35 protein-coding genes are annotated in these 24,409 nt (G+C 64.6%); 32 read left to right on the plus strand and 3 right to left on the minus strand.

The features are described from left to right. Positions 1–11: 11 nt before the first annotated feature. The 14 genes from XcodCFBP4690_RS17110 to XcodCFBP4690_RS17175 all read left to right on the plus strand — a co-directional run bounded on the left by XcodCFBP4690_RS17110 (position 12) and on the right by XcodCFBP4690_RS17175 (position 13,137). Positions 12–479, plus strand: a complete 468-nt coding sequence (locus XcodCFBP4690_RS17110) for a hypothetical protein (protein ID WP_104542778.1) — start codon at positions 12–14, stop codon at positions 477–479. Further along, positions 470–871 (plus strand): hypothetical protein, encoded by a 402-nt coding sequence (locus XcodCFBP4690_RS17115; protein WP_146091937.1) that lies wholly within the window; start codon positions 470–472, stop codon positions 869–871. The genes XcodCFBP4690_RS17110 and XcodCFBP4690_RS17115 overlap by 10 nt, the downstream gene beginning before the upstream one ends. Further along, entirely contained in the window at positions 868–1,368 is a 501-nt protein-coding gene (locus tag XcodCFBP4690_RS17120; protein WP_104542782.1) for a hypothetical protein, read from the plus strand. The genes XcodCFBP4690_RS17115 and XcodCFBP4690_RS17120 overlap by 4 nt, the downstream gene beginning before the upstream one ends. Before the next feature lies 1 nt (position 1,369). Further along, entirely contained in the window at positions 1,370–1,672 is a 303-nt protein-coding gene (locus XcodCFBP4690_RS17125) for a hypothetical protein (RefSeq protein WP_104542784.1), read from the plus strand. A 4-nt stretch (positions 1,673–1,676) separates the two neighbouring features. Further along, positions 1,677–2,657 carry a phage tail tube protein gene (locus tag XcodCFBP4690_RS17130; RefSeq protein ID WP_104542786.1) on the plus strand — a complete coding sequence of 327 codons (981 nt, stop codon included), beginning with the start codon at positions 1,677–1,679 and terminating at the stop codon, positions 2,655–2,657. A 16-nt stretch (positions 2,658–2,673) separates the two neighbouring features. Continuing rightward, positions 2,674–3,096, plus strand: a complete 423-nt coding sequence (locus XcodCFBP4690_RS17135) for a hypothetical protein (protein ID WP_104542788.1) — start codon at positions 2,674–2,676, stop codon at positions 3,094–3,096. 390 nt (positions 3,097–3,486) lie between these two features. Next, positions 3,487–5,952, plus strand: coding sequence for a phage tail length tape measure family protein (locus XcodCFBP4690_RS17140; protein WP_167394683.1), 2,466 nt, complete (start codon positions 3,487–3,489; stop codon positions 5,950–5,952). Next, the gene (locus XcodCFBP4690_RS17145) at positions 5,952–6,308 is read left to right on the plus strand and encodes a hypothetical protein (RefSeq protein ID WP_104542792.1); all 357 of its coding nucleotides are present in this window, start codon (positions 5,952–5,954) and stop codon (positions 6,306–6,308) included. Before XcodCFBP4690_RS17140 ends, XcodCFBP4690_RS17145 begins: the two co-directional genes overlap by 1 nt. Beyond that, entirely contained in the window at positions 6,305–6,766 is a 462-nt protein-coding gene (locus XcodCFBP4690_RS17150) for a DUF1833 family protein (protein WP_104542794.1), read from the plus strand. The genes XcodCFBP4690_RS17145 and XcodCFBP4690_RS17150 overlap by 4 nt, the downstream gene beginning before the upstream one ends. Continuing rightward, positions 6,766–7,158, plus strand: coding sequence for an NlpC/P60 family protein (locus tag XcodCFBP4690_RS17155; RefSeq protein WP_104542796.1), 393 nt, complete (start codon positions 6,766–6,768; stop codon positions 7,156–7,158). The genes XcodCFBP4690_RS17150 and XcodCFBP4690_RS17155 overlap by 1 nt, the downstream gene beginning before the upstream one ends. Next, positions 7,149–11,498 carry a host specificity factor TipJ family phage tail protein gene (locus XcodCFBP4690_RS17160; RefSeq protein WP_104542798.1) on the plus strand — a complete coding sequence of 1,450 codons (4,350 nt, stop codon included), beginning with the start codon at positions 7,149–7,151 and terminating at the stop codon, positions 11,496–11,498. The genes XcodCFBP4690_RS17155 and XcodCFBP4690_RS17160 overlap by 10 nt, the downstream gene beginning before the upstream one ends. Then, entirely contained in the window at positions 11,495–11,806 is a 312-nt protein-coding gene (locus XcodCFBP4690_RS17165; RefSeq protein WP_104542800.1) for a hypothetical protein, read from the plus strand. The genes XcodCFBP4690_RS17160 and XcodCFBP4690_RS17165 overlap by 4 nt, the downstream gene beginning before the upstream one ends. Position 11,807: 1 nt before the next feature. After that, the gene (locus tag XcodCFBP4690_RS17170; RefSeq protein WP_104542802.1) at positions 11,808–12,485 is read left to right on the plus strand and encodes a hypothetical protein; all 678 of its coding nucleotides are present in this window, start codon (positions 11,808–11,810) and stop codon (positions 12,483–12,485) included. Between the two features lies 1 nt (position 12,486). Further along, positions 12,487–13,137, plus strand: coding sequence for a hypothetical protein (locus XcodCFBP4690_RS17175; RefSeq protein WP_104542804.1), 651 nt, complete (start codon positions 12,487–12,489; stop codon positions 13,135–13,137). Between the two features lie 18 nt (positions 13,138–13,155). Here the strand turns inward: XcodCFBP4690_RS17175 and XcodCFBP4690_RS17180 are convergent, their stop codons facing one another. After that, complete coding sequence (locus tag XcodCFBP4690_RS17180; protein ID WP_104542806.1) at positions 13,156–13,575, minus strand: hypothetical protein; 420 nt, start codon at positions 13,573–13,575, stop codon at positions 13,156–13,158. 221 nt (positions 13,576–13,796) lie between these two features. Between XcodCFBP4690_RS17180 and XcodCFBP4690_RS17185 the strand changes: the two genes are divergently transcribed. From XcodCFBP4690_RS17185 to XcodCFBP4690_RS17205, 5 genes are read left to right on the plus strand one after another with little or no spacing between them, the layout of a single operon-like run. After that, positions 13,797–14,255, plus strand: a complete 459-nt coding sequence (locus tag XcodCFBP4690_RS17185; protein ID WP_244183693.1) for a hypothetical protein — start codon at positions 13,797–13,799, stop codon at positions 14,253–14,255. Continuing rightward, the gene (locus XcodCFBP4690_RS17190) at positions 14,252–14,671 is read left to right on the plus strand and encodes a hypothetical protein (RefSeq protein ID WP_104542810.1); all 420 of its coding nucleotides are present in this window, start codon (positions 14,252–14,254) and stop codon (positions 14,669–14,671) included. Before XcodCFBP4690_RS17185 ends, XcodCFBP4690_RS17190 begins: the two co-directional genes overlap by 4 nt. Beyond that, positions 14,668–14,892 (plus strand): hypothetical protein, encoded by a 225-nt coding sequence (locus tag XcodCFBP4690_RS17195; protein ID WP_104542812.1) that lies wholly within the window; start codon positions 14,668–14,670, stop codon positions 14,890–14,892. The genes XcodCFBP4690_RS17190 and XcodCFBP4690_RS17195 overlap by 4 nt, the downstream gene beginning before the upstream one ends. Next, entirely contained in the window at positions 14,889–15,380 is a 492-nt protein-coding gene (locus XcodCFBP4690_RS17200) for a hypothetical protein (protein ID WP_104542814.1), read from the plus strand. The genes XcodCFBP4690_RS17195 and XcodCFBP4690_RS17200 overlap by 4 nt, the downstream gene beginning before the upstream one ends. After that, positions 15,377–15,775 (plus strand): hypothetical protein, encoded by a 399-nt coding sequence (locus XcodCFBP4690_RS17205; protein ID WP_104542816.1) that lies wholly within the window; start codon positions 15,377–15,379, stop codon positions 15,773–15,775. Before XcodCFBP4690_RS17200 ends, XcodCFBP4690_RS17205 begins: the two co-directional genes overlap by 4 nt. Before the next feature lie 131 nt (positions 15,776–15,906). On the opposite strand, the gene XcodCFBP4690_RS17210 is transcribed toward XcodCFBP4690_RS17205, so the two are convergent. Beyond that, positions 15,907–16,851: a zinc-ribbon domain-containing protein gene (locus XcodCFBP4690_RS17210; RefSeq protein WP_104542818.1), complete on the minus strand. Its 945-nt coding sequence runs from the start codon at positions 16,849–16,851 to the stop codon at positions 15,907–15,909. Positions 16,852–16,881: 30 nt separating this feature from the next. Further along, a complete protein-coding gene (locus XcodCFBP4690_RS17215) occupies positions 16,882–17,199 on the minus strand; it encodes a helix-turn-helix transcriptional regulator (protein WP_167394684.1) in 318 nt (105 codons plus the stop codon). Positions 17,200–17,281: 82 nt separating this feature from the next. Between XcodCFBP4690_RS17215 and XcodCFBP4690_RS17220 the strand changes: the two genes are divergently transcribed. The 13 genes from XcodCFBP4690_RS17220 to XcodCFBP4690_RS17275 all read left to right on the plus strand — a co-directional run bounded on the left by XcodCFBP4690_RS17220 (position 17,282) and on the right by XcodCFBP4690_RS17275 (position 24,405). Further along, entirely contained in the window at positions 17,282–17,518 is a 237-nt protein-coding gene (locus XcodCFBP4690_RS17220; protein ID WP_104542821.1) for a helix-turn-helix domain-containing protein, read from the plus strand. Continuing rightward, a complete protein-coding gene (locus XcodCFBP4690_RS17225) occupies positions 17,515–18,336 on the plus strand; it encodes a recombinase family protein (protein ID WP_167394685.1) in 822 nt (273 codons plus the stop codon). The genes XcodCFBP4690_RS17220 and XcodCFBP4690_RS17225 overlap by 4 nt, the downstream gene beginning before the upstream one ends. Then, positions 18,333–18,569, plus strand: coding sequence for a hypothetical protein (locus XcodCFBP4690_RS17230; RefSeq protein ID WP_146091938.1), 237 nt, complete (start codon positions 18,333–18,335; stop codon positions 18,567–18,569). Before XcodCFBP4690_RS17225 ends, XcodCFBP4690_RS17230 begins: the two co-directional genes overlap by 4 nt. Then, positions 18,566–19,171 carry a hypothetical protein gene (locus XcodCFBP4690_RS17235; RefSeq protein WP_146091939.1) on the plus strand — a complete coding sequence of 202 codons (606 nt, stop codon included), beginning with the start codon at positions 18,566–18,568 and terminating at the stop codon, positions 19,169–19,171. Before XcodCFBP4690_RS17230 ends, XcodCFBP4690_RS17235 begins: the two co-directional genes overlap by 4 nt. Then, on the plus strand, positions 19,168–19,386 hold the full coding sequence (locus tag XcodCFBP4690_RS17240) for a hypothetical protein (RefSeq protein ID WP_104542831.1): 219 nt from the start codon (positions 19,168–19,170) through the stop codon (positions 19,384–19,386). The genes XcodCFBP4690_RS17235 and XcodCFBP4690_RS17240 overlap by 4 nt, the downstream gene beginning before the upstream one ends. 128 nt (positions 19,387–19,514) lie before the next feature. Continuing rightward, on the plus strand, positions 19,515–19,781 hold the full coding sequence (locus XcodCFBP4690_RS22515; RefSeq protein ID WP_167394686.1) for a hypothetical protein: 267 nt from the start codon (positions 19,515–19,517) through the stop codon (positions 19,779–19,781). A gap of 3 nt (positions 19,782–19,784) precedes the next feature. Next, positions 19,785–20,012, plus strand: a complete 228-nt coding sequence (locus tag XcodCFBP4690_RS17245; protein ID WP_104542833.1) for a hypothetical protein — start codon at positions 19,785–19,787, stop codon at positions 20,010–20,012. Positions 20,013–20,015: 3 nt separating this feature from the next. Then, on the plus strand, positions 20,016–20,990 hold the full coding sequence (locus tag XcodCFBP4690_RS17250) for a recombination-associated protein RdgC (RefSeq protein ID WP_104542835.1): 975 nt from the start codon (positions 20,016–20,018) through the stop codon (positions 20,988–20,990). 3 nt (positions 20,991–20,993) lie between these two features. Then, positions 20,994–21,722, plus strand: coding sequence for a hypothetical protein (locus XcodCFBP4690_RS22925; protein WP_208622762.1), 729 nt, complete (start codon positions 20,994–20,996; stop codon positions 21,720–21,722). Then, positions 21,715–22,662: a tyrosine-type recombinase/integrase gene (locus XcodCFBP4690_RS17260; protein ID WP_104542837.1), complete on the plus strand. Its 948-nt coding sequence runs from the start codon at positions 21,715–21,717 to the stop codon at positions 22,660–22,662. Before XcodCFBP4690_RS22925 ends, XcodCFBP4690_RS17260 begins: the two co-directional genes overlap by 8 nt. After that, entirely contained in the window at positions 22,650–22,913 is a 264-nt protein-coding gene (locus XcodCFBP4690_RS17265) for a hypothetical protein (protein ID WP_104542839.1), read from the plus strand. Before XcodCFBP4690_RS17260 ends, XcodCFBP4690_RS17265 begins: the two co-directional genes overlap by 13 nt. After that, positions 22,910–23,305: a hypothetical protein gene (locus tag XcodCFBP4690_RS17270; protein ID WP_146091941.1), complete on the plus strand. Its 396-nt coding sequence runs from the start codon at positions 22,910–22,912 to the stop codon at positions 23,303–23,305. The genes XcodCFBP4690_RS17265 and XcodCFBP4690_RS17270 overlap by 4 nt, the downstream gene beginning before the upstream one ends. Continuing rightward, on the plus strand, positions 23,305–24,405 hold the full coding sequence (locus XcodCFBP4690_RS17275) for a hypothetical protein (RefSeq protein ID WP_104542843.1): 1,101 nt from the start codon (positions 23,305–23,307) through the stop codon (positions 24,403–24,405). Before XcodCFBP4690_RS17270 ends, XcodCFBP4690_RS17275 begins: the two co-directional genes overlap by 1 nt. The last annotated feature ends 4 nt before the right edge of the window (positions 24,406–24,409 follow it).

Consider the following 24,409-nt stretch of genomic DNA (forward strand, 5'->3'; position numbering starts at 1 on the left):
CGCCCACAGCCATGGCGGCCAAGGCGACCATCCAGGACATCACCGATGCAGGCTTTCGCGCCGAGCAGTTCGGCACGCCAGCAGGCGACGATGCGGCCAGCTGGGAACAACCCGGCGGCTACGTCGATCGCCTGTTGCAGCGTGCCGAACGCTGGGCGCGCGGCCGCATCGGCGCGCAGTACGACGCCATCGCAGTGGACACGCCGCAGGGCGAGTCGCTGCGCTCGGCCGAGCTGTGTTGGGCCAAGGCGCATCTGTGGAGCCGGCGCGCCGCGTTCGTGGACAGCAACGCGGCCACCAGCCTCGACAACATGGTTCACGCCAACCGCCGCGAGTACGAAGCGCAGGCCGAGCGCGCGGCGGCTTTCTCCGAGATCTACATCCAGCAGGTGATCGACCCCAGCGAGCCGGCCGGCACGGCCATCGGCATCGCCGCCGCCGAGCGTGGCCCGTGGCGCGGAGGTGCTGCATGGCGCTGACGCTCCGCCTCAACCTGGGCAATTTCCCTAGCCCTAACGTCGTCGCGTCCACGCTGCACGCTGCGCGGCAGGCAATGCTGCGGAACATCGCTGTGCAGATGGAGACCGGGGTCACCGATCGCGCGCGTGGCCCAGCCGGCGCAGCCCCTGGCGCATACCCCATTCCCGCGCGCACCGGCGCATTCCTGCGCGGCTTCGCGGTGCAGATCGGTGACAACAGCGTGGTGATCGGCAACGACCGCGAGTATGCCCGCGCCCTCCATGAGGGTTTCCTCCCCTACGGCAATGAGGACGCGCGGCCGATCCCCGGCCGTCCGTACTTCGAGGACGCGGTCAAGGCGCTCGACATGGAGCGTGCTGAGGCCGCGTGGTGGCAGGCGGTGAACGCATGATCGCCGGCGCCCGCGAAGCGCTGCACCGCCTGCTCGAGCAGGACGCCGACGTGTCCGCCGCGCTGCAGGCGCTGACGCTCGGCTCGCGTGGCCAGGCTGTGGTGCCCAAGGTCATCAAGGGCAACCGCCGCTTCGAGCAGATAGGCCAGGAAAACTTCCCTTGCTGGATCAGCGAGAAGGGCGACGCGCGCGGTGCCGACGCCAGCAATGGCGGTGGCGACCCGGCCGGCCTGATCGTCAACAGCACGCAGCAGGATTGGTTGACCGATATCGAGATCTCGCTGGTGTGGCATCAGCAGGATTTTTCCCGAGCGGTGGACCAGCGCGACGGCATCACCGCGGCGCTGGTGCAGCTACTGCTGCGTAACCCGTCGCTGGACGATACCTGCCAGCTGGCCTTCGTCGCCAATGAGATCAACGACCGCGCATTCCGCGCGCCCACGCACTGGATCGCCTTCGTGGTCCGCGTGCATCACACCATCTACCGGGACGCCTGACATGCCCCCCAAGACCGCAGCCGACCCCGACGCCCTGGTCGGCGTGTTCTTCACCACCGAGAGCCACTCCGGCATTCGCCAGATCGGCGCCCACAAGCCGGGCACGGTTGTCCGCGTGGAGCCGGCCGAGGCCCTGCGCCTGGTGAGCGTCAAGCGCTTCCAGTACGCCACCGCCGAAGACGCGGCTACCGCTGCTGTGTGGCTGGAACAGTTCAATGCCGCCGCCCTGTCCGATCCCGTCGGCCCCGCCACCGGCGTGGACGGGCAGGGCGACGGCGCCACCATCGCACCCGCGCAGGAGTAATCCCATGGCACAGGCCACCGGCGCCAAGAGCCGCGTCATCGCCGTCACCGAGACCACCTACAACGAGATTCCCGCGACGCCCGACGCCGAGCTGATCTACATCCAGACCTTTACCCTGAAGCCGAGTGCTGCGCGCGAGCAGGACCCCACGCTCAGCGGTTTTCGTGGGCAGGCGCGTGGCACGCTCGGCCGCCGCGAGGTGGCTGGCCAAGCCACCGTGAGCTTGGCGCCCGGCAGTATCGGGTTCTGGCTGAAACACCTGATCGGCGCGCCGGCCACCACAGGCAGCGCGTCGCCGTATACGCATACCTTCAGCCTGGCCAATCCGCTGCCGGCCGGCATCACCTTCGAGGTGGACTACGGTGCGGCGATCGCGGCGCCCGGTCGCTACATGCGTTACAGCGGTTGCCGCGTAAATCAGGCGCAGTTCCAGTTTCAGACACAGGGCACTCCGAGTGCCACCATCGACCTGCTGGGTTCCAGCTCCGATGGCACCATCGCCACCTCGCTGGACACCACGCCCACCGACCCCGGCCATGCCGCGTGGGGCGTGAGCAACCTCGCGCTGGTGTTGGATGGCGGCACCACCGAGGTGTGCCTGGAGTCGCTCAACGTTACCTGGTCCAACGACCTCGACGGCGACCTGTGGTGTATCAACAACGGCGGCCAACGCCACGGCCTGCCGGAGGGCTTCGCCATCGTCACTGGCGACGGCGTGGCGCAGTTCGACACGCCGGTTCTGCTCAACAAGGCGCTCAACGACCAGGACCTGGCCATCCAGGTGTCGCTCACTCGCGGCACCGGCGCCGGCACGGCTGGCAACGAATCGTTGGTGATCACCATCCCGTTGTCCACCATCGACCAGACCGCTCCGGAAATCAGCGGGCCACGCGGTTTGAAGATGCCCTTCAATTTCGTCGCGCACCGCACCACGGGTGAGCTGGGCGTCACAGCCGTGCTGAAGAACCAGCGCGCCACAATCTGACAAGGAGCAAGGCGGAATGTTTCGATTCGCAAACCTGGGGCGCGTGTGGGTGCCGGTGGATCTACCTGGCGGTGATGGCGAGACGCCGGAGCTTGTGCGCGTGCACCTGCTGATGACCCTGTATACCGATGACGAGCTGGCTGCCCGCGACCGTGAAGTCATGACGCGCACGGCGGCTTCCTTCCTAGAAAAGGCCGCCACCAGCACCGAACCTGCCGAGCTGCAGGGTGCCTTCGACGACATGCAGCGTGTGCGCCTTGATGACCGCGCAGACGTGCTCCGGCGCACTCACGACTGGCGTGGCTTTGCCGATGAGGAGGGCGAGCCGTTGCCGTTCTCGCAAGAGCACCTCGAGGCGCTGCTGGCCATGGCTTATCTGTTCCAGCCAATCCGACGCGCGCTCTTCGAAACGAGCCGTGAGGGCGTAAGAAAAAACTGATCGCCTGGGTGCGGTGGCGCGCCGGTGCCGCGCCCGGGTATGAGGAAGAACGGCTATGGGATGTCGGCAACGAGTTCGGAGACAGCTTCACCAGCGAGGCTTGTCGCAGCTGTCCTACGGTGTGTTCGGACTGCTCGCAGCCGCGCTTGCTGCCTGCAGCGGAGCCTGCAGCATTGGCATTTCTTTGGTGCCGCTCGCAGTGGCAGTACGCGCCCAGCGGTCTGCCGACTGGATTGCGATACGCCGACTGCATGGTGCTGTTGCGCGCACGTGTGAGCGAGCTTGGTTTGGTGCGTGCCGATCTGCCGCAGCTACTGGCGCAGTTGCAAGTGGCCGAGCAGGCATACGTGCAGGCAAATGTGGAGCGGTGGCAGAGGGAGCACGATAAACATGGCGGGCGGTAACACCTTCAATGTGCGGTTTGAGGTGAGCGATGACGGAAAGGTCAGCGCTCACATCGCCGGCATCAGACAGCAAGCACGCGATGCGGAGCCGGCTGTGCGCTCGCTGGGCGATCGACTCAACTCGGTCGCCACCATCATGGGCGGCGCGCTTGCTGGCGCCAGCGGGGTCGTAGCTGCAGGCATGGCCCTGGTGATCAGGAACACCATGAACGCCGAACGCGAGTTGGCGCAGCTCAACGCCGTGCTCAAGTCGACAGGGCAGGATGCAAATTTCAGCGCCGAGCAATTGGCCGCAATGGCGGACAACATCGCCCGCGCCAGTACATTCAGCGGTGGCGACATCACCAATGCTCAGACCCGGTTGCTGTCTTACAGCGGCGTCGTCACCAGTAACTTTGTGCCTGCGCTGCAGGTGGCTATCGACCAGGCCGCACGCCTGGGCATCAGCGTGGAGAGCTCTGCAGAGATCGTGGGCCGCGCGCTTGAATCCCCTACCAAGGCGGCGGGGGCGCTGGCACAGCAGGGCTTCGGCGCGGCGTTCACCAAGAGCGTGCGCGACAGCATCAAGGCACTGGAGCAGTCCGGCCGCACCGCAGAGGCGCAGGGGATCATTCTGGATATCCTCAATGAGTCTTACCAGGGTGCTGCGCAGGCAGCCCGAAACACGTTCGGCGGATCGCTTGCAGCGCTACGCAATAGCCTGGATGACCTCACGACCGGCGAGGGCGGTAGCCTCGACGGTGCAGCCTCTGCGGTCAATCGCCTGACGGGTGAACTGCAGAGCGAGCAGACTAAAGCTGCATTTGGCCAGGTGATCACGCTGGTGTCGCAGGTCACTAGTGAGTTGGTCGGCGCAATCACGCAATTGACCGCTTGGTATACCAAGGTGCGTGAGGCGCAGGGCCTTGCAAGTGGCAGCAATCCCCAGCAGGCCAGCACCGATGCGTTGAATGCGCGCATGGGCAAAGTGCAGGCAGAGCGCAGCGACCTGCAGCGCTGGAAGTCCAACGTGTTCGGGCTGCCGCTGACCGACAACCAATCAACATTTCGGGAGCAGCAACTCGCGAGTTTGGAGGCGGAGCGGGTTGCCATCCAGCGCGAACTCACCTCTCGCTACAAGCAGCAGGCTGCACCGGAAGCCTCGCCAGTGCTGACCGAGAAGCGGCGCCCTGTGCCGGCGTTGGTCGATGAGAAAGAAGCGAGCCGCCAGGCCGAGCGCATCAAGCGTGCCACTGCAGAGATGTCGGATTCGCTACGCAGCTGGCACACCGAGCTTGAGCAGATCGGCAACCCCATCATCGACGAATACAACAAGCGGCTGCTTGAGGTGGCCGAACGCAGCGAGACAGCAGCAAAAGCCAAGGTGCCAACGGCGCAGATCGATGCATTCACCGCATCCATGCGTGCATTGGCGCAGCAGATCCGCGACCGGGATATCGCCGAGTTCCAGCGTGAGTTCGCTGAGGACACCGCGGAGATGGCCGCGCAGCTGCGCGGCGGCGGTGCTTCGGCTGCATTGGAATACGCGAACGCGTTGACGAAGGTACAGGAGCTGCTGGATGCGGGGGTGATCTCCACAGAGCAATACGCGGCGCGCCAGCAAGCGTTGCGTGACCAGATGAACGCCGGCGCCATCCAGGTGCTGCAGGACATCGGCGAAGAGCAGCAGGCGTTGCTGCTCAACGCACAGCAGCTGGAGGTTTACAACCGCCTGAAACAGGCCGGCGTGGATGCGAACAGCGCATATGGGCAATCGATTGTTCAGGCCACGGAGCAGTTGCAGCGTCAACGCGAAGGCGCGGCGGTATTGGGCGACTTACGTTCTGCGACCCATGATTTCGCCTCGGACGCCATTCTCTCCTTCGGCGAAGCCGGCGATGCAGCAGGGCGGTGGATCGATCGAATGAAACGCATGGCTGCGGATCTCTTTGCCGACCGCGCCATCCAGTGGCTGTTCAACACAGGCATGAGTCTCCTGGGTGGTGGCGCAGGGAACTACACAGGCGGCGGCACTGGCGCCGGTAGCACGACCGGGTTCGGTAACAATATGGAGGGGTTCACAGGGCGCAATCTTTTCGGTTTTGGAGGTGGGCGTTCGGTTGGTGGCGGCGTCAGTCGCGATCGAATGTACGAAGTGACCGAAGGCGGCCGGCCCGAGTTGCTGCGCCAAGGCAATCGCACTTACCTCATGCCAGGTTCGGACGGTGTCGTCATCCCAGCCAGTGCTGCAGCGGCGGGCGGGAGTAGTGGCGGTGGCTCACAGGTTAACGTCAACATCATTGGCGCGCCCAGCCAGCCGCAAGTCACGACGCGGAGCAACAGCACTGGCGGTACCGATGTCGAAGTGCTGTTCAAACAGATCGAAGGGCGCCTTGCCGGCAATATGAGCGCTGGTTCTGGCCCTCTTTATGCCGCGACCAGATCACGTCTGAACGTGCAGGATCGGCGCTGATGGCTGAGTTCCCAGCGTACGTCGGAATCATGGTAGGCGATTTTGGTGAAGAGCCGCAGCCATCTGTAGAGCGCACGGTAATGGAGCGTGGTGTTCCGAAGCAACGCCTCCTGAACTCCCGCGACATGGTTGAGTTGTCGTGCACATTGCTGTTTCGGTCAAAGGCCGACATGGCTGCATTCGATGTCTGGTACTTCGATGTGATTAAGAAGGTCGGGTACTTCACGATGTTGCACCCACGCACCGGCGTGCCGATCAAGGCATGCATCAAGGGTGGCGCTATTGGACGGTTGCAGCCGCGCAATCCAATGTTCACATCTGCAACCCGGCAGACGGTAATCGAGTACCTGCGATGAGCACCTTTATCGAGCGCCGCCAGCGGGTGACGGACACGGACAGCCCGCTGGAGCTGCTGGAGATGACGGCGCCCTCGTTCGGCGCTGTCCTGCGCATCGCGAACGACACGCAGGACTGGATAAGCAATGGCAACAGCTACATCGGGTATCCGTTCCGCTTCACTCCGCCAACGGATTCTGCCGGGCAGACGCCGCGTGCACAGCTGGAAGTGGACAACGTCGGTCGCGGCATCACCGATGACCTGGAGCACCTGCAGCCCAACGAGATGGTGATGTGCCGCGTGCTGATCACCGATCGCGCTCAGCCGGATGTCATCGCTCGGCGCTTCTACCTTCCGCTCACACAGGTGCGCGCTGCTGGCCCGTCGATCACCGCGCAGATCGGCGTGGACTTCTTCATGCGCCAGCAGGCAGTGAAGCTCCGCGCCAACCCTTTCACCCTGCCGGGGATCTTCTGATGCGGGCAAGTGAGGTTGAGCAGTTCCTCAACATCCCGTACGACGCCGATACCTACGACTGCGCCGATCTACTGGTGCAGGTCCAGAGGGAGCTGTTCGGCCGCAATGTGCAGATGCCGGCGCGGCGACCGCGCGGGGCTGCTGGGCAGGTGGCGCTGGGCGAGCTCTCGCGTGCCTACGCGGTGCCGACGGCCGCACCGGTCGATGGCGACCTGGTGCTGATGTTCGACAAGGGTCAGAGCCGGCCCGGGCACGTCGGTGTCTTCTTCCACCTGGCCCACGAGGGCTGGGTGCTCCACACAACCAGCGCGCTCGGTAGCAGCTGGCTGCACCGGGTGCGCGAGCTGCCGGATTACGGCGCACGGATCGAGGGGTATTACACATGGGTCTGATGACCACGCCTGCGAGTGACGGCCAGCTGGTGCTGACGCCGCACCCGGTCACGCTGGAAGGCCAGCGGCACATTGCCATGGACCTGCAGCCGGGTGAGCGCCTGTGCGAGTTCCTGCATCGGCACGTGATCGATCTGGACCAGGGCGAGTGGACGGTGTCGATCGGCGGCCGCGTGGTCCCGCGCCACCTGTGGCCGTACGTCTATCCCAAGGACGGCCAGGTCATTGAGGTGCGTGGCGCTGTCGGTAGGAATGCCCTGTACATCGTGGCGATGGCCGCGCTGATCTACTTCACCGGCGGCGCCGGTGCGACGTGGGCGGCTGGCTTGGGTACCACTGGTGCAGCTGTGGCCTACACGGCTGCGTTTGTGGTCGGTTCGATCGTCATCAATAAGGTGCTCGGGCCAAAGGTCGAGAGCCCGACATCCCCCAGCAACGCGGGGACGGTCTACAGCCTGGGTGCAGCGCGCAACCGCCCTCGGCCCTATGAGCCGCTGGGCCTTCTGTTCGGCCGCACGCGCATCGCGCCAGACATCGCCAGCACCACCTACTCGTGGTACGAGGGCGACGATCAGTACATCGGCATGGTGCTGACGCCGGGCATCGGTGTGGGCCGCGTCGGGGCGTTCTCCAACGGCGATACGCTGTTGTCGAGCTATGAAGGCGTGAGCGTCTATCACTCCGGCTACAGCCAGATGCCGGAAGAGACTATCCCGCTGTACAGCAATGTGGACACGGTCGAGGGCGGTGAGCTGCCGGATACCGCCGACTTCGTGACCCGCACCACCAGCGCAGACACGGTGCGAATCCTCATCAACCTGGAATACGTGCTGGGCGGCGTGGGCACTTCGGGCAAGAAGTACAACGTGTCCGAGACCGTGCAGGTCCAGTACGCGCCTGCGGGCACTGGGATCTGGGCCACGCTGGCCACGCAGACCTACACCGGCGACAAGCTGGACGTCAGCAGGCGCGCGACGCTTTCGGCAGATGTGGCCAAGGGCCAGTACGACGTGCGCGTGCGCATCCTCGGCTTGGGCAACTACAGCGGCGACAACACCCAGCGCAATGACTTCCAGTGGTCGACGATGGGCAGTGTGCAGGCAGACACGGCAACGTATTCCGGCATCTCGCGCGATGCCGTCATCATGAAGGCGACCGGCCAGCTGAACGGCCAGCCCGACGAGCTCCGCTACGAAGCTGTAGCCGAGCCGATCCCGCTGTGGCGCAACGGCGCGTGGGTCACGGAGGAAACCAGCAACAACGGCGCCCACATCCTCAAATACGCCCGCGGCTATTACGACGAGAGCGGCAAGCTGGTCGGCGGCATGGGCAAGAGCGATGAAGAGATCGACGTCGAGTCGTTGCAAGGCTTTATGGCGCACTGCGAGGCGAACGGCTACACCTACGACTACTGGCTGACGGAAGAGCGCAGCCACGAAGAGGTGCTGCAGGCGATCGCCCTGGCCGGCATGGGGCAGGTGACATGGGCCGGGGGGCGCCTGTCGGTGGTATGGGCCGCCGATGAGCAGCCGCTCTCGGGCGTGGTCAACATGGCCGAGATGAAGAAGGGCAGCTTCAGCGTCGATTACACGCTGGCCAGCGCTGCCGACGGCATTGAGTACAGCTATTTCGACAGCACCACAAACAAGGTCGAGACTCTCCGCGTGCCGGCACCGGGAGTGGAAACCATGCTCAATCCGGCGCGCCTGACCGGTGAGGGCATCACTCGCGAGGCGCATGCGGCGGAGATGGCGCGCTACCATCTCGCGCAGAGCCTCTACCAGTACAAGGACATCGGCTTCGCCCAGGATCTGCAGTACCTGTCATATCGCCGCATGTCGATGCTGTCGATCTCCCACGACCTCACGCAATGGGGTTTCGGTGGCCGGATCGTGGCGGCCGAGCGCAGCCCGCTGCTGGGCACGGTCACGCTGACGCTGGACGAACCGGTGCCGCCGCCAGATGCCCGCAGCGCCTTCATTGGCCTGCGCATCCCTGGCGAATCGGTCTACCGCACGTTCCGTGTGCGCAACTTCACGGAGGCGACCGACACCATCCAGCTGGTCGAGGAATGGCCAGAGGACGCTCCGCTGCCGGGCGAGGGCTACGCGGACCCCATGGTGCAGGGTGGCTGGCAGGACAACCCGGCGCACGACACTGTGTGGATCTACGACTTCAAGGCCACGCCCGGCCTGCGTGTGCGCGTCGTGGCGATCGAGCCGGAGAGCGATCTGAAGGGCGCAAGTATCAGTGTGGTGCCGGAGTCGCCGGAGTTCTGGACCTACGTCAAGACGGGCGTGTACCAGCCGCCGGAGAGCGGCTCATCGCTGGCCACGCGCCCGATCGTGAGCAACCTGGCTATCAGCGAGGACCAGATCACCACCGGCGACGTCACTGCGACGGATCTGGTGGCCACCTTCGATATCAGCGGCCCCTTCGATCACGCGGTGGTCTATGCCTCGGCATCGGACGGCAACGGTGAGCTGGTGGAAGTGGCACAGACGCGCACCCGCACGGCGCGGTGGCGCATTCCGCGCGCCGGCACCTACACCATCAACGTGCGCCCGTTCGGCCCGGAGGGGCAGATGGGCGTGGGCGCCTCGCTGATCTACACGACCATCGGCGCCGACGCGCCGCCGGTGAACTACGACCTGTTCGACGTGGAGGAAATCTCCGGCGGCATCCGTCGCTACACCTGGGGCTTTTGGAACGACACAATCCAGTCGGCCAACCTGGCCGGCGCGGAGATCCGCTACGCCAAGGCCCCGGAGCAGGGCGCGCCGATGCCGGCATGGGACGCCATGACGCCGGTCGGCGACAGCGGCTACCACACCGGCGCATTCGACTCGCCCATTCCGGCCTCCGGCAAGTGGACGTTCGCCATCCGCGCGCGCAACACCAACGGCACGCTGTCGGTGGCGGCCAAGTACGTCACCAAGACGCTCGGCAAGAACCTGGGCGAGCTGCAGGAGGAAATGCAGCAGGCCATCGACCAGACCACCGAGGAGATCCGGCAGGGATTCCTCGAGGCGGCGCAGCGCGATCAGGAGCTGGCCCAGCAGCTGCTGGAGCAGGCCCAGGATCTGGCCAACCTGCAGGCGCTGGTAGAGGCACCGGAGTGGGTGGATCAAGCGTGGCCGGCTGGCTCGATCGTCAAGCACGCCGGTGGGCTGTATGTGGCCAAGCAGGATGTGCCAGTGGGCACGGCGATCACCGACACTGCGTACTGGTCCTACATCGGGCAGTACGCCAGCCTGGCCGAGGCGGTGGGCGCGATCGGCGTGGCGATGCAGCAGGTCACCACGGACGTGCAGCAGATCGAGCAGGAGCTGCAGGTCGTCGCGCAGGACGTGAGCGGCGTGCAGTCCAGCCTTGCCGGCAAGGCGGATGCTTCGGCAGTGCAGGCGATGAACACGCGCCTGACGCAGGCCGAGAACAACATCTCCTCGCTGTCGCAGCTGATTGGGACCGTGCAATCGGCGCTGTCCGGCAAGGCCGATGCCACGGCGGTGCAGGCGATCCAGACCCAGGTGACGCAGATCGGGAATCAGACCACGAGCAACAGCACGGCGATCACCAGCGTGCAGGCGCGGATCAATCCGAACCCGAACATGCTCAAGAACCCGACGTTCGCGACGGGCAAGAGCAACTGGGTGACGCCCGCATCGAGCACGGTCTATCACGACGCCGCATTCGGCGACTTCATCGCCATGGCAGCCACATCTGGTGGTGATGCTGCCTATCAGGACATCCCAGCGGGTCCAGGCCCTTGGGTGCTAGCATTCGATGCCTTCAGAAATTCGACCGCGGGTAACGTCCGAATCGCGCTCAGCGCCATCAATTCCTCTGGCGTGATCGGTGGCGCGACGACACTGCTTCCTGCGAATGCGGCAGGCTGGAATCGGATATCCGTGGTCGTCAACAGCCCATCCAACGCAACGGCTCTACGTGTCGCGCTGGTGGTGGAGGGCACCAATCAGCCGGCCAGCTTCCGACGCGGCAAGCTGGAAAGCGGGCTCACGCCGACGCTGTGGAGCGACGAGGCAGCGGAGTGGTTGCAGGCAACAGCCACGCAGTCGCTGGGGGTGCGGCTGACGACCGCCGAGAACGGCGTGGCCAGCTACGAGGCATCGAGCACTCTCGCGTTGGATGTCAATAATCGGGTGGCTGGTGTGCGATCGGTCAATAACGGCACGACGGCAACCATCGATTTTGCGTTTGACAAGGTGCGCTTCATCGGCGTGGATGCGGGGCAAGGACGCATTGATCTAGATCGGGGGAAGCTATTCATCTACGCGCCCAACGGCGTGGCGGTGATCTCGATGGGGCCAGGCGTATGACGACATTCCTACGCGTGCGGGACGAGGCAACCAACGCGGTCCTGCTGGAGGTGACCGATCAGCCCGACTCGGACCTGCTCACTCAGCACATGGGCGCGGTCGGTATCGCCAGCGGGGCCAACGGCTCTGTGGCGGTGCCGATCACTGGCAGCGCCAACCAGCTGTACTACTGGTTCGTCGCGGACAGCGGGGCAGGTAATGCGCTGCTCCCCTACATCACCGATGATGGCAACACGATCACCTGGTCATCGCCTTCGGCGACGTTGACTGCCCGTGCCGGCGGCACGTTGTTCTACGGGAGGTTCTGACGTGGCGTTTGTTCGCATCAATGCGGGTGCCAATCGCGTGGTGATCTCGGAGGATTGGAAGAACCTGGCCCTGGCGTCGAAGCAGACCATCACCCCCAGCGGGAGCGGCGTGCTGAAGACATGGAGCCTGACAGTGGCCGGCACCAATCCAGCACTGGCGTTCCTGGGCGAGAGCAATGCAGTGCTTGGCCAGCGAACCCAGAGCGGCAATACCTTCACCTTCTCTGGGTGGACGTCCGGCGGCAGCTTCACGGCCTATGTGTTCGATGAGCCAACCTTTGGGCAGCGGAAGTACTTCGTCGTGAGCAACCCGTCGAGCAATCAGGTCGTATTCGATGCCACCCTCAAGTACATGCGCGTGCGCGGGCTGCTGCAGGGCAATGCCAACCAAGGCGGATCTATCACGCTGCCGGCCGGCAGGACATATGCCGCGCTGGCCGGCTCCACCGGCAACATCATGTTGGTCATCGGTGGGTTGGTTGGCGGCGGTCCGCAGTGGCAGGTGCAGATCTTGTGGCGCAAGGGCGTGGTCAACATCAACGGCAACGTTGCATCCATCTCCGCCATCGACACAGCCCAAGAGCTACGCACCGGTACCAACAACAATCCTCAGCCGCCCCCTGGCAACTACGGCCAGGCCTGGGTGCGCGCTCCTATCCTCGACGTTACAGGCTACTGACATGCTCATCAGCGAAAACACCACCTTCGGCACGCAGACCAAGATCGTGTCGCCCCGCATCGAGATCCGATGGGACCCGGCCACCAATGATGGCCCCGTTGAATTCCATCTCGAGCAGATCACCACCAAGCCGCACCCCGATGGCTGGACGCAGACGCTGGAGCGTTTCTTCCTGCGGGTGCTCACCGTCCAGATCAGCGACCTGATCGGCCGCAGCTACCAGGTCACCGCGCCGACGACCACCGAAGTCGACCCGGCAACTGGGCAGTCCGTCCAGGTTCCTGGCGAGACAGTCACGGAACCAGGCGTGCACCTGCTGCTGGGCATCAAGGCCGCCACGCGCGCGGCGTACGACGCCAACGTGGTGGTACCCGACCCGGATGCAGACCCGCTCGCGCAGCACATCACGATCATCTGGAACCCGATCAACGACACTGGCACCGTCACGTTCCAAGTCGAGGACCGCGGCACCGCCCTCGGCGTGCTGGCGGCGCCGATCGCTGACCTGGTCGCGCCGACTTACGCAATCCGCTATCCCGGCGCAGAGGCGCCGCAGGAGCTGGCCGGCTGGAAGCTCCAGGCGCTGATCAAGGCGGCAACGGATAGCGCCATCGCCGCCAGCCTGGCGACCGCGGAGCAGGCGGCAGCCTGAGCACGCGGCTGTTCTACATCAGCGGCCGGTCGTAACCACCTTGCGCACGCCACTGCGGTCCTGAAACTTGATGCTCCACGGCGTGATCAGGTAGCCGGGGCGGCGCGCATAGATGGCCGGGATGTGGTCTTCGCGCGCGTCCTTGGCGATGCCGTTGACCAGCACGTAGGGCGCAGCCGTCTTCCGAACCTCGCACCAATCCTGCCGCCCATCGGTCTTGAGCGTCAGCGTGTAAGGCCCGGCGCCCAGGATCTCGCCGCACACGACAGACCGGGTGCTCACGGACGCGGCGCGGGCGAGCGGCGCTATGCGGGCGATGAACGCGTCCTGTGTCTCGTCTTCGACTGATGCTTCGTTCAAGAGGCTCGACATCTGGCGCTGTTCTGCGTCCACGATGGGCGTAATCACAAGCAGTAGCGACAGGGTGATGCAGCGCATCGGGATGGTCTCCTTCGACTTTGCCGGGAATTAAGCTATGCCGAGGCAAGCCGATTCAAGAAACCGCAGTTTCCTAACTACGTCTCCTGCTCTAGCAGACAGGCAACGTGGCTACCCGCTGCAATCGCGTTATGAATGCGCCATTGCTTCCATTACCCATCTCGACCGCCGACGCCTCGCGCAAGATCATCTTGCCGGCGCTTCGCTTGCTCCCGCCGCGAATGACCAGCCCCGAAGCGCTGGTGATGATCCTGGCGATCATGCTGCAGGAAAGCGCCTTGGCGCATCGCTGGCAGGTGATCGACATCAGGCGTCCCGACCGCAAGGGGCCGGCACGCGGGCTGGCGCAGTTCGAGCAGGGCACCAAGGCCAGCCGCGGCGGCGTGTGGGGCGTGTACCTGCATGAGGCTAGCCGCTACTGGCTGGCGCAGGCATGCGATGCGCTCGGCATTCCCTTCCAGCCGCAAGCGATCTGGAGCGCGCTGGAACACAGTGACACCCTGGCGTCTGTTCTGGCACGTCTACTGCTGTTCACTGACCCGAAGCGCTTGCCCGATTTGGGTGACCAGCAGGCAGCATGGGCGCTCTACAAACGCACCTGGCGCCCGGGAAAGCCCAAGCCGGACACCTGGCCGGACAACTATCGCAATGCGCTTGGCGCGGTGCAGGCCCTGCAGTGAACGCACAGATCAAGAATGGCCTAGGTATCTCCTTGGCCGGGCTTGCAACGTTCATCGCGTTGCATGGCAGCGCATTCGCCGAGGGCGCGCAAGCGCTGTGGCTATTCCTGTTCAAGATCACACAGGATGTCCCACTGGGAACAGGCTCGTTCCTACTGGCATTGGCACTGGCCACTATCTCCCAACCGATGTTGCGACGCTGGCTACCGCACAGCCGCGCCAACCACACCAAGCACGCGCGCACCTTCCTGGTGGAGTTTGTGGCGCTGGTGGTGGGCTTCGGGGTGATGTGGGCACTCACCGGAACCATGCCCGGCATGTTGCTGGGCATCGTGGCTGGCTTTGCTGCACCGTTCTTCTACCGTGCAGCCGCCGCTGCATGGGCGCTGTTCCTGCGCAAGGCATCGGCGCCGTGAGCCAGCCTGCAGAAGAGCGTCGTTTCTTCTCGATGCGCGTCGACCACACATACATGGTCGGGCTGCTCGTTGCATTCGGCGTCTGGAACGTCAATCAGAGCGGGGAAGTGCGGAGCTTGCGCGAGGCGGCCGGCCATCGTGATCAGCTGCTCAGCCAGCGTAATCGCGAGGTGGACAGTCTTGAGCGGCGGATGGCAGCGGTGGAGCGGGGATGCAAATGATGCCGGACCTGGATGACGAGCGACTGGCAGCGGTTGAAACAGAAGCGATGGCGCGCACCATGGTGCTGCTCAAATCGCTCTTCACGTTCGACAAATTTCCCAAGAAAGATTCGATGGGCATCCTGCGACATGGCCACGGACGGCAGATCGAGCGCCGCGCCATGACCGAAGAGGTGGCCGAGTTCGCGCTGACCAACGATGTGCAGGCCGCGCAGGCTTGCCTGCGCGCGCGAATCTTCGAGCTGATTGTGGTGCACCCCGAAGCGGTGCCGCGCCTGCCATACATCTACGCCCTGGCCGATATCCTGGAGCCTGAGCGCATGCGCGAATGGTCGCCCTTGTGGAGCGCAATGCGCAGGGGCGACTGGAATGCAGTGGGCGTGGAGCTGATGACCTGCCACTGGGATCGCTACTACGGCGAGAGCACGGAGAAGCGCCGCGCCGTGATGCAGATCATCATGGACCTCGCACGCGGGCCGCTGCTGTGAGGGTCTACGCCATTCTCGCAGCGGTCCTGCTGTTCGTAGTCACCAACGTCGGGTCGTTCTTTTTCGGCAAGCATTACGGGCAACTGGATCAGCGAGCGAAAGCCGGCAATGCGTTTGCGAGCCAGGTTGCCGATCAGAACAAAACCAACACTGCAATCGACGCAGCCGGCGCAAGCGCGCGGGCCGCAGTGTCGGGCGCTCTCAACGAAAACCGGAGCAGCACCCATGCCGCGATCGAACGTATCCGCACTGTCGTGGTGCCTGGCCCTTGCCGTGATGTTGACCCTGTCCTCCTGCGGGAGGCTGGCGAGGCCGTCGACCGGGTTAACGCCAAGATCCGAGGCAGTGTGCGACCAGGAACCACCGGCACCGATCGCGCCGCAACCGAGCACTGAGCCAGAGCGCAGCGCCTGGGTGCAGGCGCTGCTAGGCCTCTATGAGGACGAGGTGGACAAGTGGCGATTCAGCCAGCCGTGTCGTATGCGTGTGCGCGAAGAGGCATCGCAAGGGCTGAGAAACTAGCAGCTCACCTTGAGCTCTTCAACTTGCTGCTATCGAATCCCGTGACATCGAACTCGGCCATCACTGCGCCTTGCTGATAAACGTTGACCTCAATGCGAACACGCTTGGCCGTTGAAAGCTTCTTGACGAATCCATCGTAGCCAGGAATGAAGACCGTATCGCTGCTGTTATCTGCGGGCTCTGTCCCGTGATAGACCTTTGCCGGTGAGTCGTCAAAGCGCACGCGCACGGGGCACTCGCTGTAACTGCTGCACAAGATTTGCCCGCGCTCGATGCTGAGGATCACATCGCTACCCCAGCGCGGATGACGACGCAGTTGCAACGTCGCATGCTGCCGACCTGTGTATGGGAAGTCGAACTCAAAGCTGTTGGTGCTATCCACCGATGCGGAACGCGTTGCGTTACCGGACATCTCATCGGTGTTCATCCTGTAACGCCACTGCAGGCCAACGGGATTCTGCTCTGCATGCAATTGCTTCTCTAGATCCGTTTGCAACAGCGTTGCCGTGCCGGCTTCAGGCGATGTGGGGTGTGCACTTTTGAGTAGGGCAATGTTCTCGATGCGGACACTGGTCGCTAGTGCCTTATCTTGAGCCTTGGCAAGCAATTCCGCTGCGCTCAAAGGCGGTGTGGCGGCCGCAGTTGAAGTGGTTGCAGATTTATTGTTGGCCGACGATGACGCGGACTTCGCTGTATCGGATGGTGAGGAACACCTGCCAACCAGCATCAGCAAGAACAACCCCACCACGACCACAAGGATGAGCGTGCCGCAGCCGGATCGCTTCTTCGGCGGCACTGGAGCAGACACTGGCTGAGTTGGTGGCTGGGCAACCAAGGGTGGCGGCAACGTGCTTGACGCAGTGTCCGCCATCGGAAACCCGCAGTGCGGGCAAGCCGAAGCCTGGTCACTGATCTGCTTGCCGCATTCGCGGCAACTTACCAAAGCCATCTGATCCCCCTTTGGATCTGCGTTGTGTCCTTACTTCCCCAGCAGCACCACAAGTGCACGCTGCTGCTCGTCGCTGAGCCCATCGACTAGGCGCTGTAGCACCGCAGCTTCGCCGACCTTGTATTGCGCGCGCGGCTCCGCCACCGCGGTTGCGGAGAAGAGTAACGCGTCGGCCGACGTGCCATAGAGCTGACACAGCTGGATGAAGGTCTGCAGCTGCGGGAAGTTCTTGTCGTTCTCCCAGGCGGACAACGACCCCTTCGTCACGCCAAGTTCCGCTGCTACATCCAACTGCGAAAGCTTGGCAGCTTCGCGGGCCGCGCGCATCCGGGCGCCGATGGTGCTCACCTGCAAAGTATAGACGGGCTGAACTTTCAGGGGTTCAGATGGTCTTGACATTAGGTATAGATGGTCTAGACTATGCGTCAAGATGAAAACGACCCGCCCCCCTCAGCTTCACCCGATCCGCCTTGCCCGGCAGCGCCGCAAGTGGTCGCAGCAGGAACTGGGCAGCCGCCTCAACCCGCCTGTCGGAAAAGCCGCGGTAGCGCAATGGGAGTCCGACACCACAAGGCCGGTGCCGGATCTTGCGGTGCAGTTGGTGGACCTTTTTCAGAAGGAGATCACCTTGGACGACCTCTACCGCAGGCCGGGGAGGGCGGCATGATCGACATGCCTCTCACCGTGCGCCGCGCCATCGGCTACGTGCGCGTCAGCACAGACGAGCAGGCCGCGCAGGGGCATAGCCTTGCGCTGCAGCCCGAACGCATCCGGCAGTGGTGCGCACTGCGCGAGCTGCATCTGGTCGATATCGTGGTCGACGAGGGTGTCAGCGCTGGCGTCCAGCTGCACAAGCGCCCAGGCGGCAAGGAACTGATGCACCGCCTGCGCACTGGCGAAGCCGACGTGGTGGTGGTGTTCCGGCTCGACCGACTGTTTCGCAATGCGCAGCACGGCCTCAACTTCGTGCGCGACGAGCTCGATGGCCGCGGCGTCAACCTGCACAGCATCACCGAGTTGGTGGACACCACCACGCCCACGGGGCGGCTGATGCTGACCATGCTCTGGGCAGTGGCCGAGTACGAGCGCGACACCATCCGCGAGCGCACCCGCTCCACGATGGAAGGCTTGCGACAGCAGGGCAGGGTGTATGGGACCACGCCCTATGGCTGCGTGGCAGTGGGTGGTCGCTGGGATGAGGCCTTGGGACGCGTAGTCGGTCAGCATTTGTACCGAGACCCCAAGACTTGGCCGCACCGCGAGTTGATCGTGCAGCTGCGCGGGCCGCATGACGGTGCCGAACAGCTCTCCTTGCAAGGCATCTCCACCGAGCTCGAGGCGCGCGGCATCCCGGCGCCTGCCGGTGGCCGGCGCTGGCAGAAGCATTCCATTTCCCGGGTCATCAATACGCATGGCGGGCTGAAACATATCCAGCCATTGCCCGCTGAACACGAACCTGCGGTTTCGGAGGCCGCGCAGCCATGACCAATGCAGACCAAGTGTCCACGAGCGAACCCCTGGTGATGCCAACGCCGGAGTTACGCGTACTAGAAGCCCGCTTCATGGCAACACGCCAGGCACGCGATGCCATCACCGGGGACGTGCTCGCGAGTTATGCCCGTGTTCACGACCAGGTACTCAACGCGCAAGCCGCGCTGTACCAGGCGTACGCACAGCACCTGCAGCACACCCGCCAACTCAATGAGGTTCGGGCATGAATACATCCAACGCACCCCGTAGCCAGGCATTGAGCGCGCTCATCATGCAAGCGGTGGTGACGTCGCGCATGCAGTGGCAGGAGTACGCCCACGCCGTGGTTGAGCACTACCACAGCAGTGTGGACGTGGCCGATCGCGTGGTCGATTTCCACGTGGCCAGCACCGCCGCCCAGCACGAGAAGGCTGCTCGTCTGAATACCCAGACGGTGCGCCGCCTACTGTCCGGAGAGATCCGCATGCCGGTGGACATTGAAGAAGCGCTGCTGATGGCGCTGCCGCAGGAGCAACGTGCGGACGTGTTGACGGACCTGCTGGCACGCATGGGCTTGATGTACGCACGGCGCCCACCCCATGCCACCGATGTAGTGGGGCAGGTGGGCACCCCCTGCGAGCTGATGCGCTGCGCCGCGGACGCGGTGCAAGCGATCGTGCCGATGCTCGAAGACAACCACCGTATCGGCCCGGAGGATCAGCAGCATTTTGCCGACGCGTTGCACGCGATCAACGACGTGCAGAGCGCCTGCATCACGCTCACCGCGCAGATCGCCGACGCCATGCCGCATACCGAGCGGGCGCGCGTGCTCAAGGCGGTGCAGGGATGAGTACCGCCGCCATCAATTGGACGCGCTGGTTTCCTGCCGCCGTTCCAGCCGGCCCTGGCTGGCGCTTGATCCGTTTCGAGTCGGTGGACGCGGATGGCAAACCGGTCGGAAAGCCCATCGAGGCAGTCACCCCGTCCTTGAATGCGCGCCGCTTCCCCACCGAGCAGCGCGCCGACTATGCCGCCCGCGCCCTCAATGCCGCCGACGGTCTGTGACCAGTCGGCGCCCAGAACACACCAGGAAGCCCGGAGCCGAGGACGTACCGGGCGAACACAGGACCTTGCCGCACTCGGCAGCGGCATGGTCCGCCCCAAGCGAGGAAGCCACCGGCGCACGAACGCCGATGGCTTCAGTGATCAAACCCGTAGGAGGAAAGATCGTGGACAAGTGCACCACAACCGCCAGGCCGCCGCAAGCTGCGGCATACCCCGTCGTCAGCTACCGGCTGCTCGTACGGCGCCATGCCGCACACGATGCGCGCCGCCATGGCGTCAACCCGGCGCCCGCCATGGACGCCGCTGAGGCCGAATACCGCGCCACGCGCGGCAACCGTTTCGCCGCCCGCCGAGCCGGCTTCGTCACCGTCGATCTACAGTGCGGGAGGGCCTGAGCGATGGAACTTAACCACATCGTGCGCGTCGCGCGCACCGCCAAAAAGCTGCGGGGAACGGGGCCACTGTCCACCGGCGAATCCCTGGCTGCGGCCATCGTCCTCAACAAGCCCGGCTGGCTGAAGGGCATGGGCTACACCCTGGCCGAGGCGATCAACCGTGCAGACGATGACGGCCAGACCGTGCCACGCCTGCTGCAGGCGCAAAAAATCATCGCAGAGGAGGCCTGAGCCATGTTCTTTCGCAACCTCACCTTCTACCGCTTCCCTTGGGCCGTCGATTCGGACCTGTACCGCGCCTTCGCCGCCGACCCGCGCATCGATATGGGGGCCGGGCCGGCCGACTACTCGCTGAGTGCTCGGCTGGACGAAAAGCGCTTGAAGCCGGTCGGCCCGCTGGAACTGTCCTCGCGCGGCTTTGTTCCACCATATGGCCGCGACGGTGACCAGGCTGAAACGTTCGCAGTCATCCATGGCGAATTCGCTTGGGTCAGCGTTGGCGGTCAAGACAAACTATTACCCGGCTCGGTGGTCAACAATGCCGTCGAAGCCAAGGTTGCCGAGATCGAGCAGCGCGAGGGCCAGCGCCCCGGCGGCCGTGCGCGCAAGCGCATCAAGGACGACGTGGTCCACGAACTGCTGCCCAAGGCGTTCGTGCGCGAACAGCGCACCGATGCGTTCTTGGACATGCAGCACGGCTTCATCGCAGTAGACAGCAGCAGCCGCAAGACCGCCGATGCTGTCTGCAGCGAGCTGCGGGGTGCGCTTGGCTCGTTTCCGGCGCTGCCGCTCAATGCCGAAGTGGCGCCACGCGCAGTGCTCACCGCTTGGTTGGCCGGCGGGCCGCTGCCGGCAGGCTTGAGCCTGGGCGAGGACTGCGAGTTGCGCGACCCCATCGAGGGCGGCGCACGCGTGCGTTGCAATCACCAGGAGTTGCGCAGCGACGAGGTGAGCAAGCACCTGGAAGCTGGCAAGCAGGTGACGCGCCTGGAGCTAGTGCTGGATGACCACGTCGCCTTTGTTCTGGGTGACGACTTGGTCATCCGTCGCCTGCGCTTTCTCGATGGCGCGATCGACAAGCTGGACTACGACGATGCCAATGGCGTGCGCGCCGAGCTGGATGCGCGCTTCAACCTGATGGCATGCGAAGTGCGGCGATTATTCCTGCTGCTGGAGCAGGCACTGCACTTTAGCAAGGCGGGGGGTTGAGCCATGGAGATCAATAACCGCTATTCGTCAGACCGCATTGATCGCGCCGAGGACGGCACCTTCTACCACCCCGATCTGCCATCGTGGCCGAACGAGAGTGAAGACACGCTGCTGCCGCTGCTGCATGCCCAGGGTTACGTGGCCCACATCATCATGGGCGATAGCACCGAAGCTTTCTCGGACGAAGCCATTGAAGAAGGCGGCGACTCCTACTGGGCTGCCATGCGCTCTTGGCAACCGGACAGCCCTGAGGGCGACGGCTGGCTGCTTGCCGCGATCGCTGATTCCGAGGATGGCCCGCAGGCATGGTTCGTGCGACCAATGACCGGTGATGAATTCCACAACGCGCTTGCGTGCCGTCACCCAGATGACGTGGCCGTTGACGAGTTGGCCGCCGCGATGAAGTTGAAGCTGCGACGGGTGCGCGAGAAGGGCCGCGGTGGCTGGAAGGATCGGCAGCAATGCACGGGCCAGCAGCTATCGGACATGCTGCGCGCTAATGTCGACAAAGGCGACCCGGTTGATGTGGCGAACTTCTGCATGTTCCTGCAGCAGCGTGGCGAACCCATAGCAGCAGTTGCGCAGACTGGCGTGCCCGATCTGTTTGTCGAGTGGCTTGAGCGCGAAATGCCGAAGGGCACGATCATCGGTCGGCCGGCATGGTGGGCGCCGAAGATAGCGCGCGCTCTGCGCAACGCCGAGCGCGGCGTTCTGGGAGGCTGCAATGGCTGACACCATCCCCGGCGACCTCAGCACCCTCATCCCGGACTTTCTGGACCACCGCCGTCTGCGCGGCACCAGCGCCAACACCATCGCCGCCTACCGCGCCGACCTCACCATGCTGGTGTCCTTTCTCGGCCGCTTCGACGTGACGCTGGTGCAGCTTGTCAGCGAGCGCTTGGTGAACCTATGGCTGGACGATGGCATGCGCCACATGAAGTGGGCACGCCGCACCGCCGCCCGCCGGCTTGCCGCCGTGCGCACCTTCATTTCGTGGTGTCGCATGCAGGGGCTGATGCAGCACGACGCCACCCGCGACGTGCGCATCAAGTTCCGCCAACGCACCGTGGTGGCACCGGAGCTGGAGCCGCTCAAGGCAATGATTGCCGGCATCGGTGAGCGCGCACCGGTCGACATCCGCGACCGCGCCATGCTGTTGCTGATGCTCGACGGTGCCCTGCGCGCCAGCGAGGTGGCGCTGTTGGACGATGCCCCGGTGTCGCGAAACGGCTTCACTGTCCTGGAAGAAAGCCAGCGCGTGTATGTGCGGCCCAAAGGCGGCGAGGATGACGACTTCGAAGTGGTCGGCATCGAGCCAGTCACCGTGCGCGCCGTGCAGGCATGGCGACGTACACGCGACAAGATGGCATTGCCCGGTGAGGCCGCGTTGTTCGTCAACGCCACAGGTCGGCGCCTGTCGCGGCAGTCCGTCTACCTGATGGTCCGCGAGCGGGGCAGGGTGGCCGGCATGCATGGATTGCACCCGCACATGCTGCGGCACCGCCGGCTGGGCGAAGTGGTGGAGCGTGCAGGCCTGGACGCCGGCGCCGCGCACGCACGCCACAAGCACAAGTCCACCACCGTCAACGTATATGGCGCCCATGCCGCGGAGGTGCAGCGCGCTGCCATCCGCACGTTGGCACCACTGGGGGAACTGCCATGCAACGCATGATCAGCCACACCATGCCGCTGCCGCCCTGCCGCAATGGCCACACCGCCCGTCACATCCACGACCAGCGCTCGCTGCAGGCCGGTGGCGGCCATCTCGTGGAGTGCGCATGTAGCGCCAGCACCAAGCACGGCGCATTCGACGACGCGCTGCGGGAGTGGTGCCGCCAACAGGGCCGGCCGAGCCCCAAGACCAGCCCGCAGCAACAGTTACCGATCGACAACGTCATCCGTCTCCGGAGGGCTGCACAATGATGACCACCATGCAGCGCGATGCGATCGCGCGGGCACAGCGCGGCGACTGGGAGCTGGCTGACGCCATGGAGCTCGCATGCCAAGAGCGCATGACCTTCAACGGTACCTATGAGCTTTTGTTCGGTATCTGGGAGGGCGGCCGGCTTCGCCGCTTCGCTTATGGAGAGGCGTGCGACGACGACGCCGACATGCAGTTCGTCAACGACAGCGTCCGCCTCATCGTCGATCTCAACGGCAACGTTCTGCAGCGCGCCGAGGTCGATCACGAATTGGATAGCAGCTTGCTGAGCTCCGTCGAACGCACGCGGCTCTGGGCCAATTCCATTCTGTCCGAATACCTCGCCAACTTGCCTGCACCGACCCAGGCCCCCTTGATTCCGGAGACTGTCTGATGCGCGCCACCGTCAATTCAACTCAGCTGGCGGATGCGCTCAAGCACAGCGCAGCCCCGGCAAAAAGCACCCTTGAACTGCTTCAGTTCGCTCGCATCACGGCGGGCAATGGCGAGGTGCAGATCGAGACCACCGACACCCAGGTCTACACCCGCATGACCATCGAGGCAGAGGTGCAGGACGAAGGGCAGTTGTTGTTGCACGAAAGCACTCTGCGCACCATTGCGGCCGGCGGCGGCAATCTGGACTTGCGCGCCGACGGGCAAGTGGTGCGCGGCCGCTCCCGCTATCGCGTAGGTACCCATCCCGACCCGTCTGCACTCCCCGATGCCGAGCAGATGAAATGGGAGCCCATCGATCTGCCGGCCACCATGCTCGCCGAGGCCGTGTCGCACGTGCAGCACGCGCCGGACGACAAGGACGTGCGCTCCTACTGCCGCGTCGTCTTCGTCGAAACCGGCAAGGTCTGGGCGACCGACGGCAAGCTGATGGCGCGCCGGGCGATCAACTACACGGGGCCGAAGTTTTCCCTTCCGGTCTATCAGCTGGGCCGCATCTCCGATGCACTTGGGCAGCCGGAGGCAATCATCAGTGTGGGGCGGGCGGCGGGCGTGGCGCATGTGTTGGCGCTGCGCATCGAGAGCGCGGCGATGTGCCTGATCGTGCGCATGGTCGAAACCCAGGTGGTTTTGGACATCGAGAAGCTGGTGCCAGATCCGGCAGCGGCCGCGGCGCGCGTGCGCTTCGACCGCAAAGCTATGATCGAGGCATTGCGGCGCTTCGTTCCCTTTTCGGCCTGGGGCGGGGAGAAGGGCATCAACCACTGCATCGCGCTGGAGTTGCTACCCGACGCGGTGGTGATGACCGACAAGGCAGGCGAGAACGTGGAGCACCTGACCGAGGCCGGCGCCGCGCTCGAGCACTCCGGAGCGATCCGCGTGGGCCTGCACCCGCGCCAGCTGCAGCAGATCCTCAGCGCCATCCGCACGGACCAGGTTGTGCTGCACCTCGCCCGCGAGGTCAAGGGCGCGGCGCTGGTCCAGCCCCTCGACGTATCGCCCGACGAGATCGCCCACGTCGTCATGCCTTTCACTCTGTGAGGTC

This window comes from Xanthomonas codiaei (genome assembly GCF_002939785.1).
GTDB lineage: Bacteria > Pseudomonadota > Gammaproteobacteria > Xanthomonadales > Xanthomonadaceae > Xanthomonas > Xanthomonas codiaei.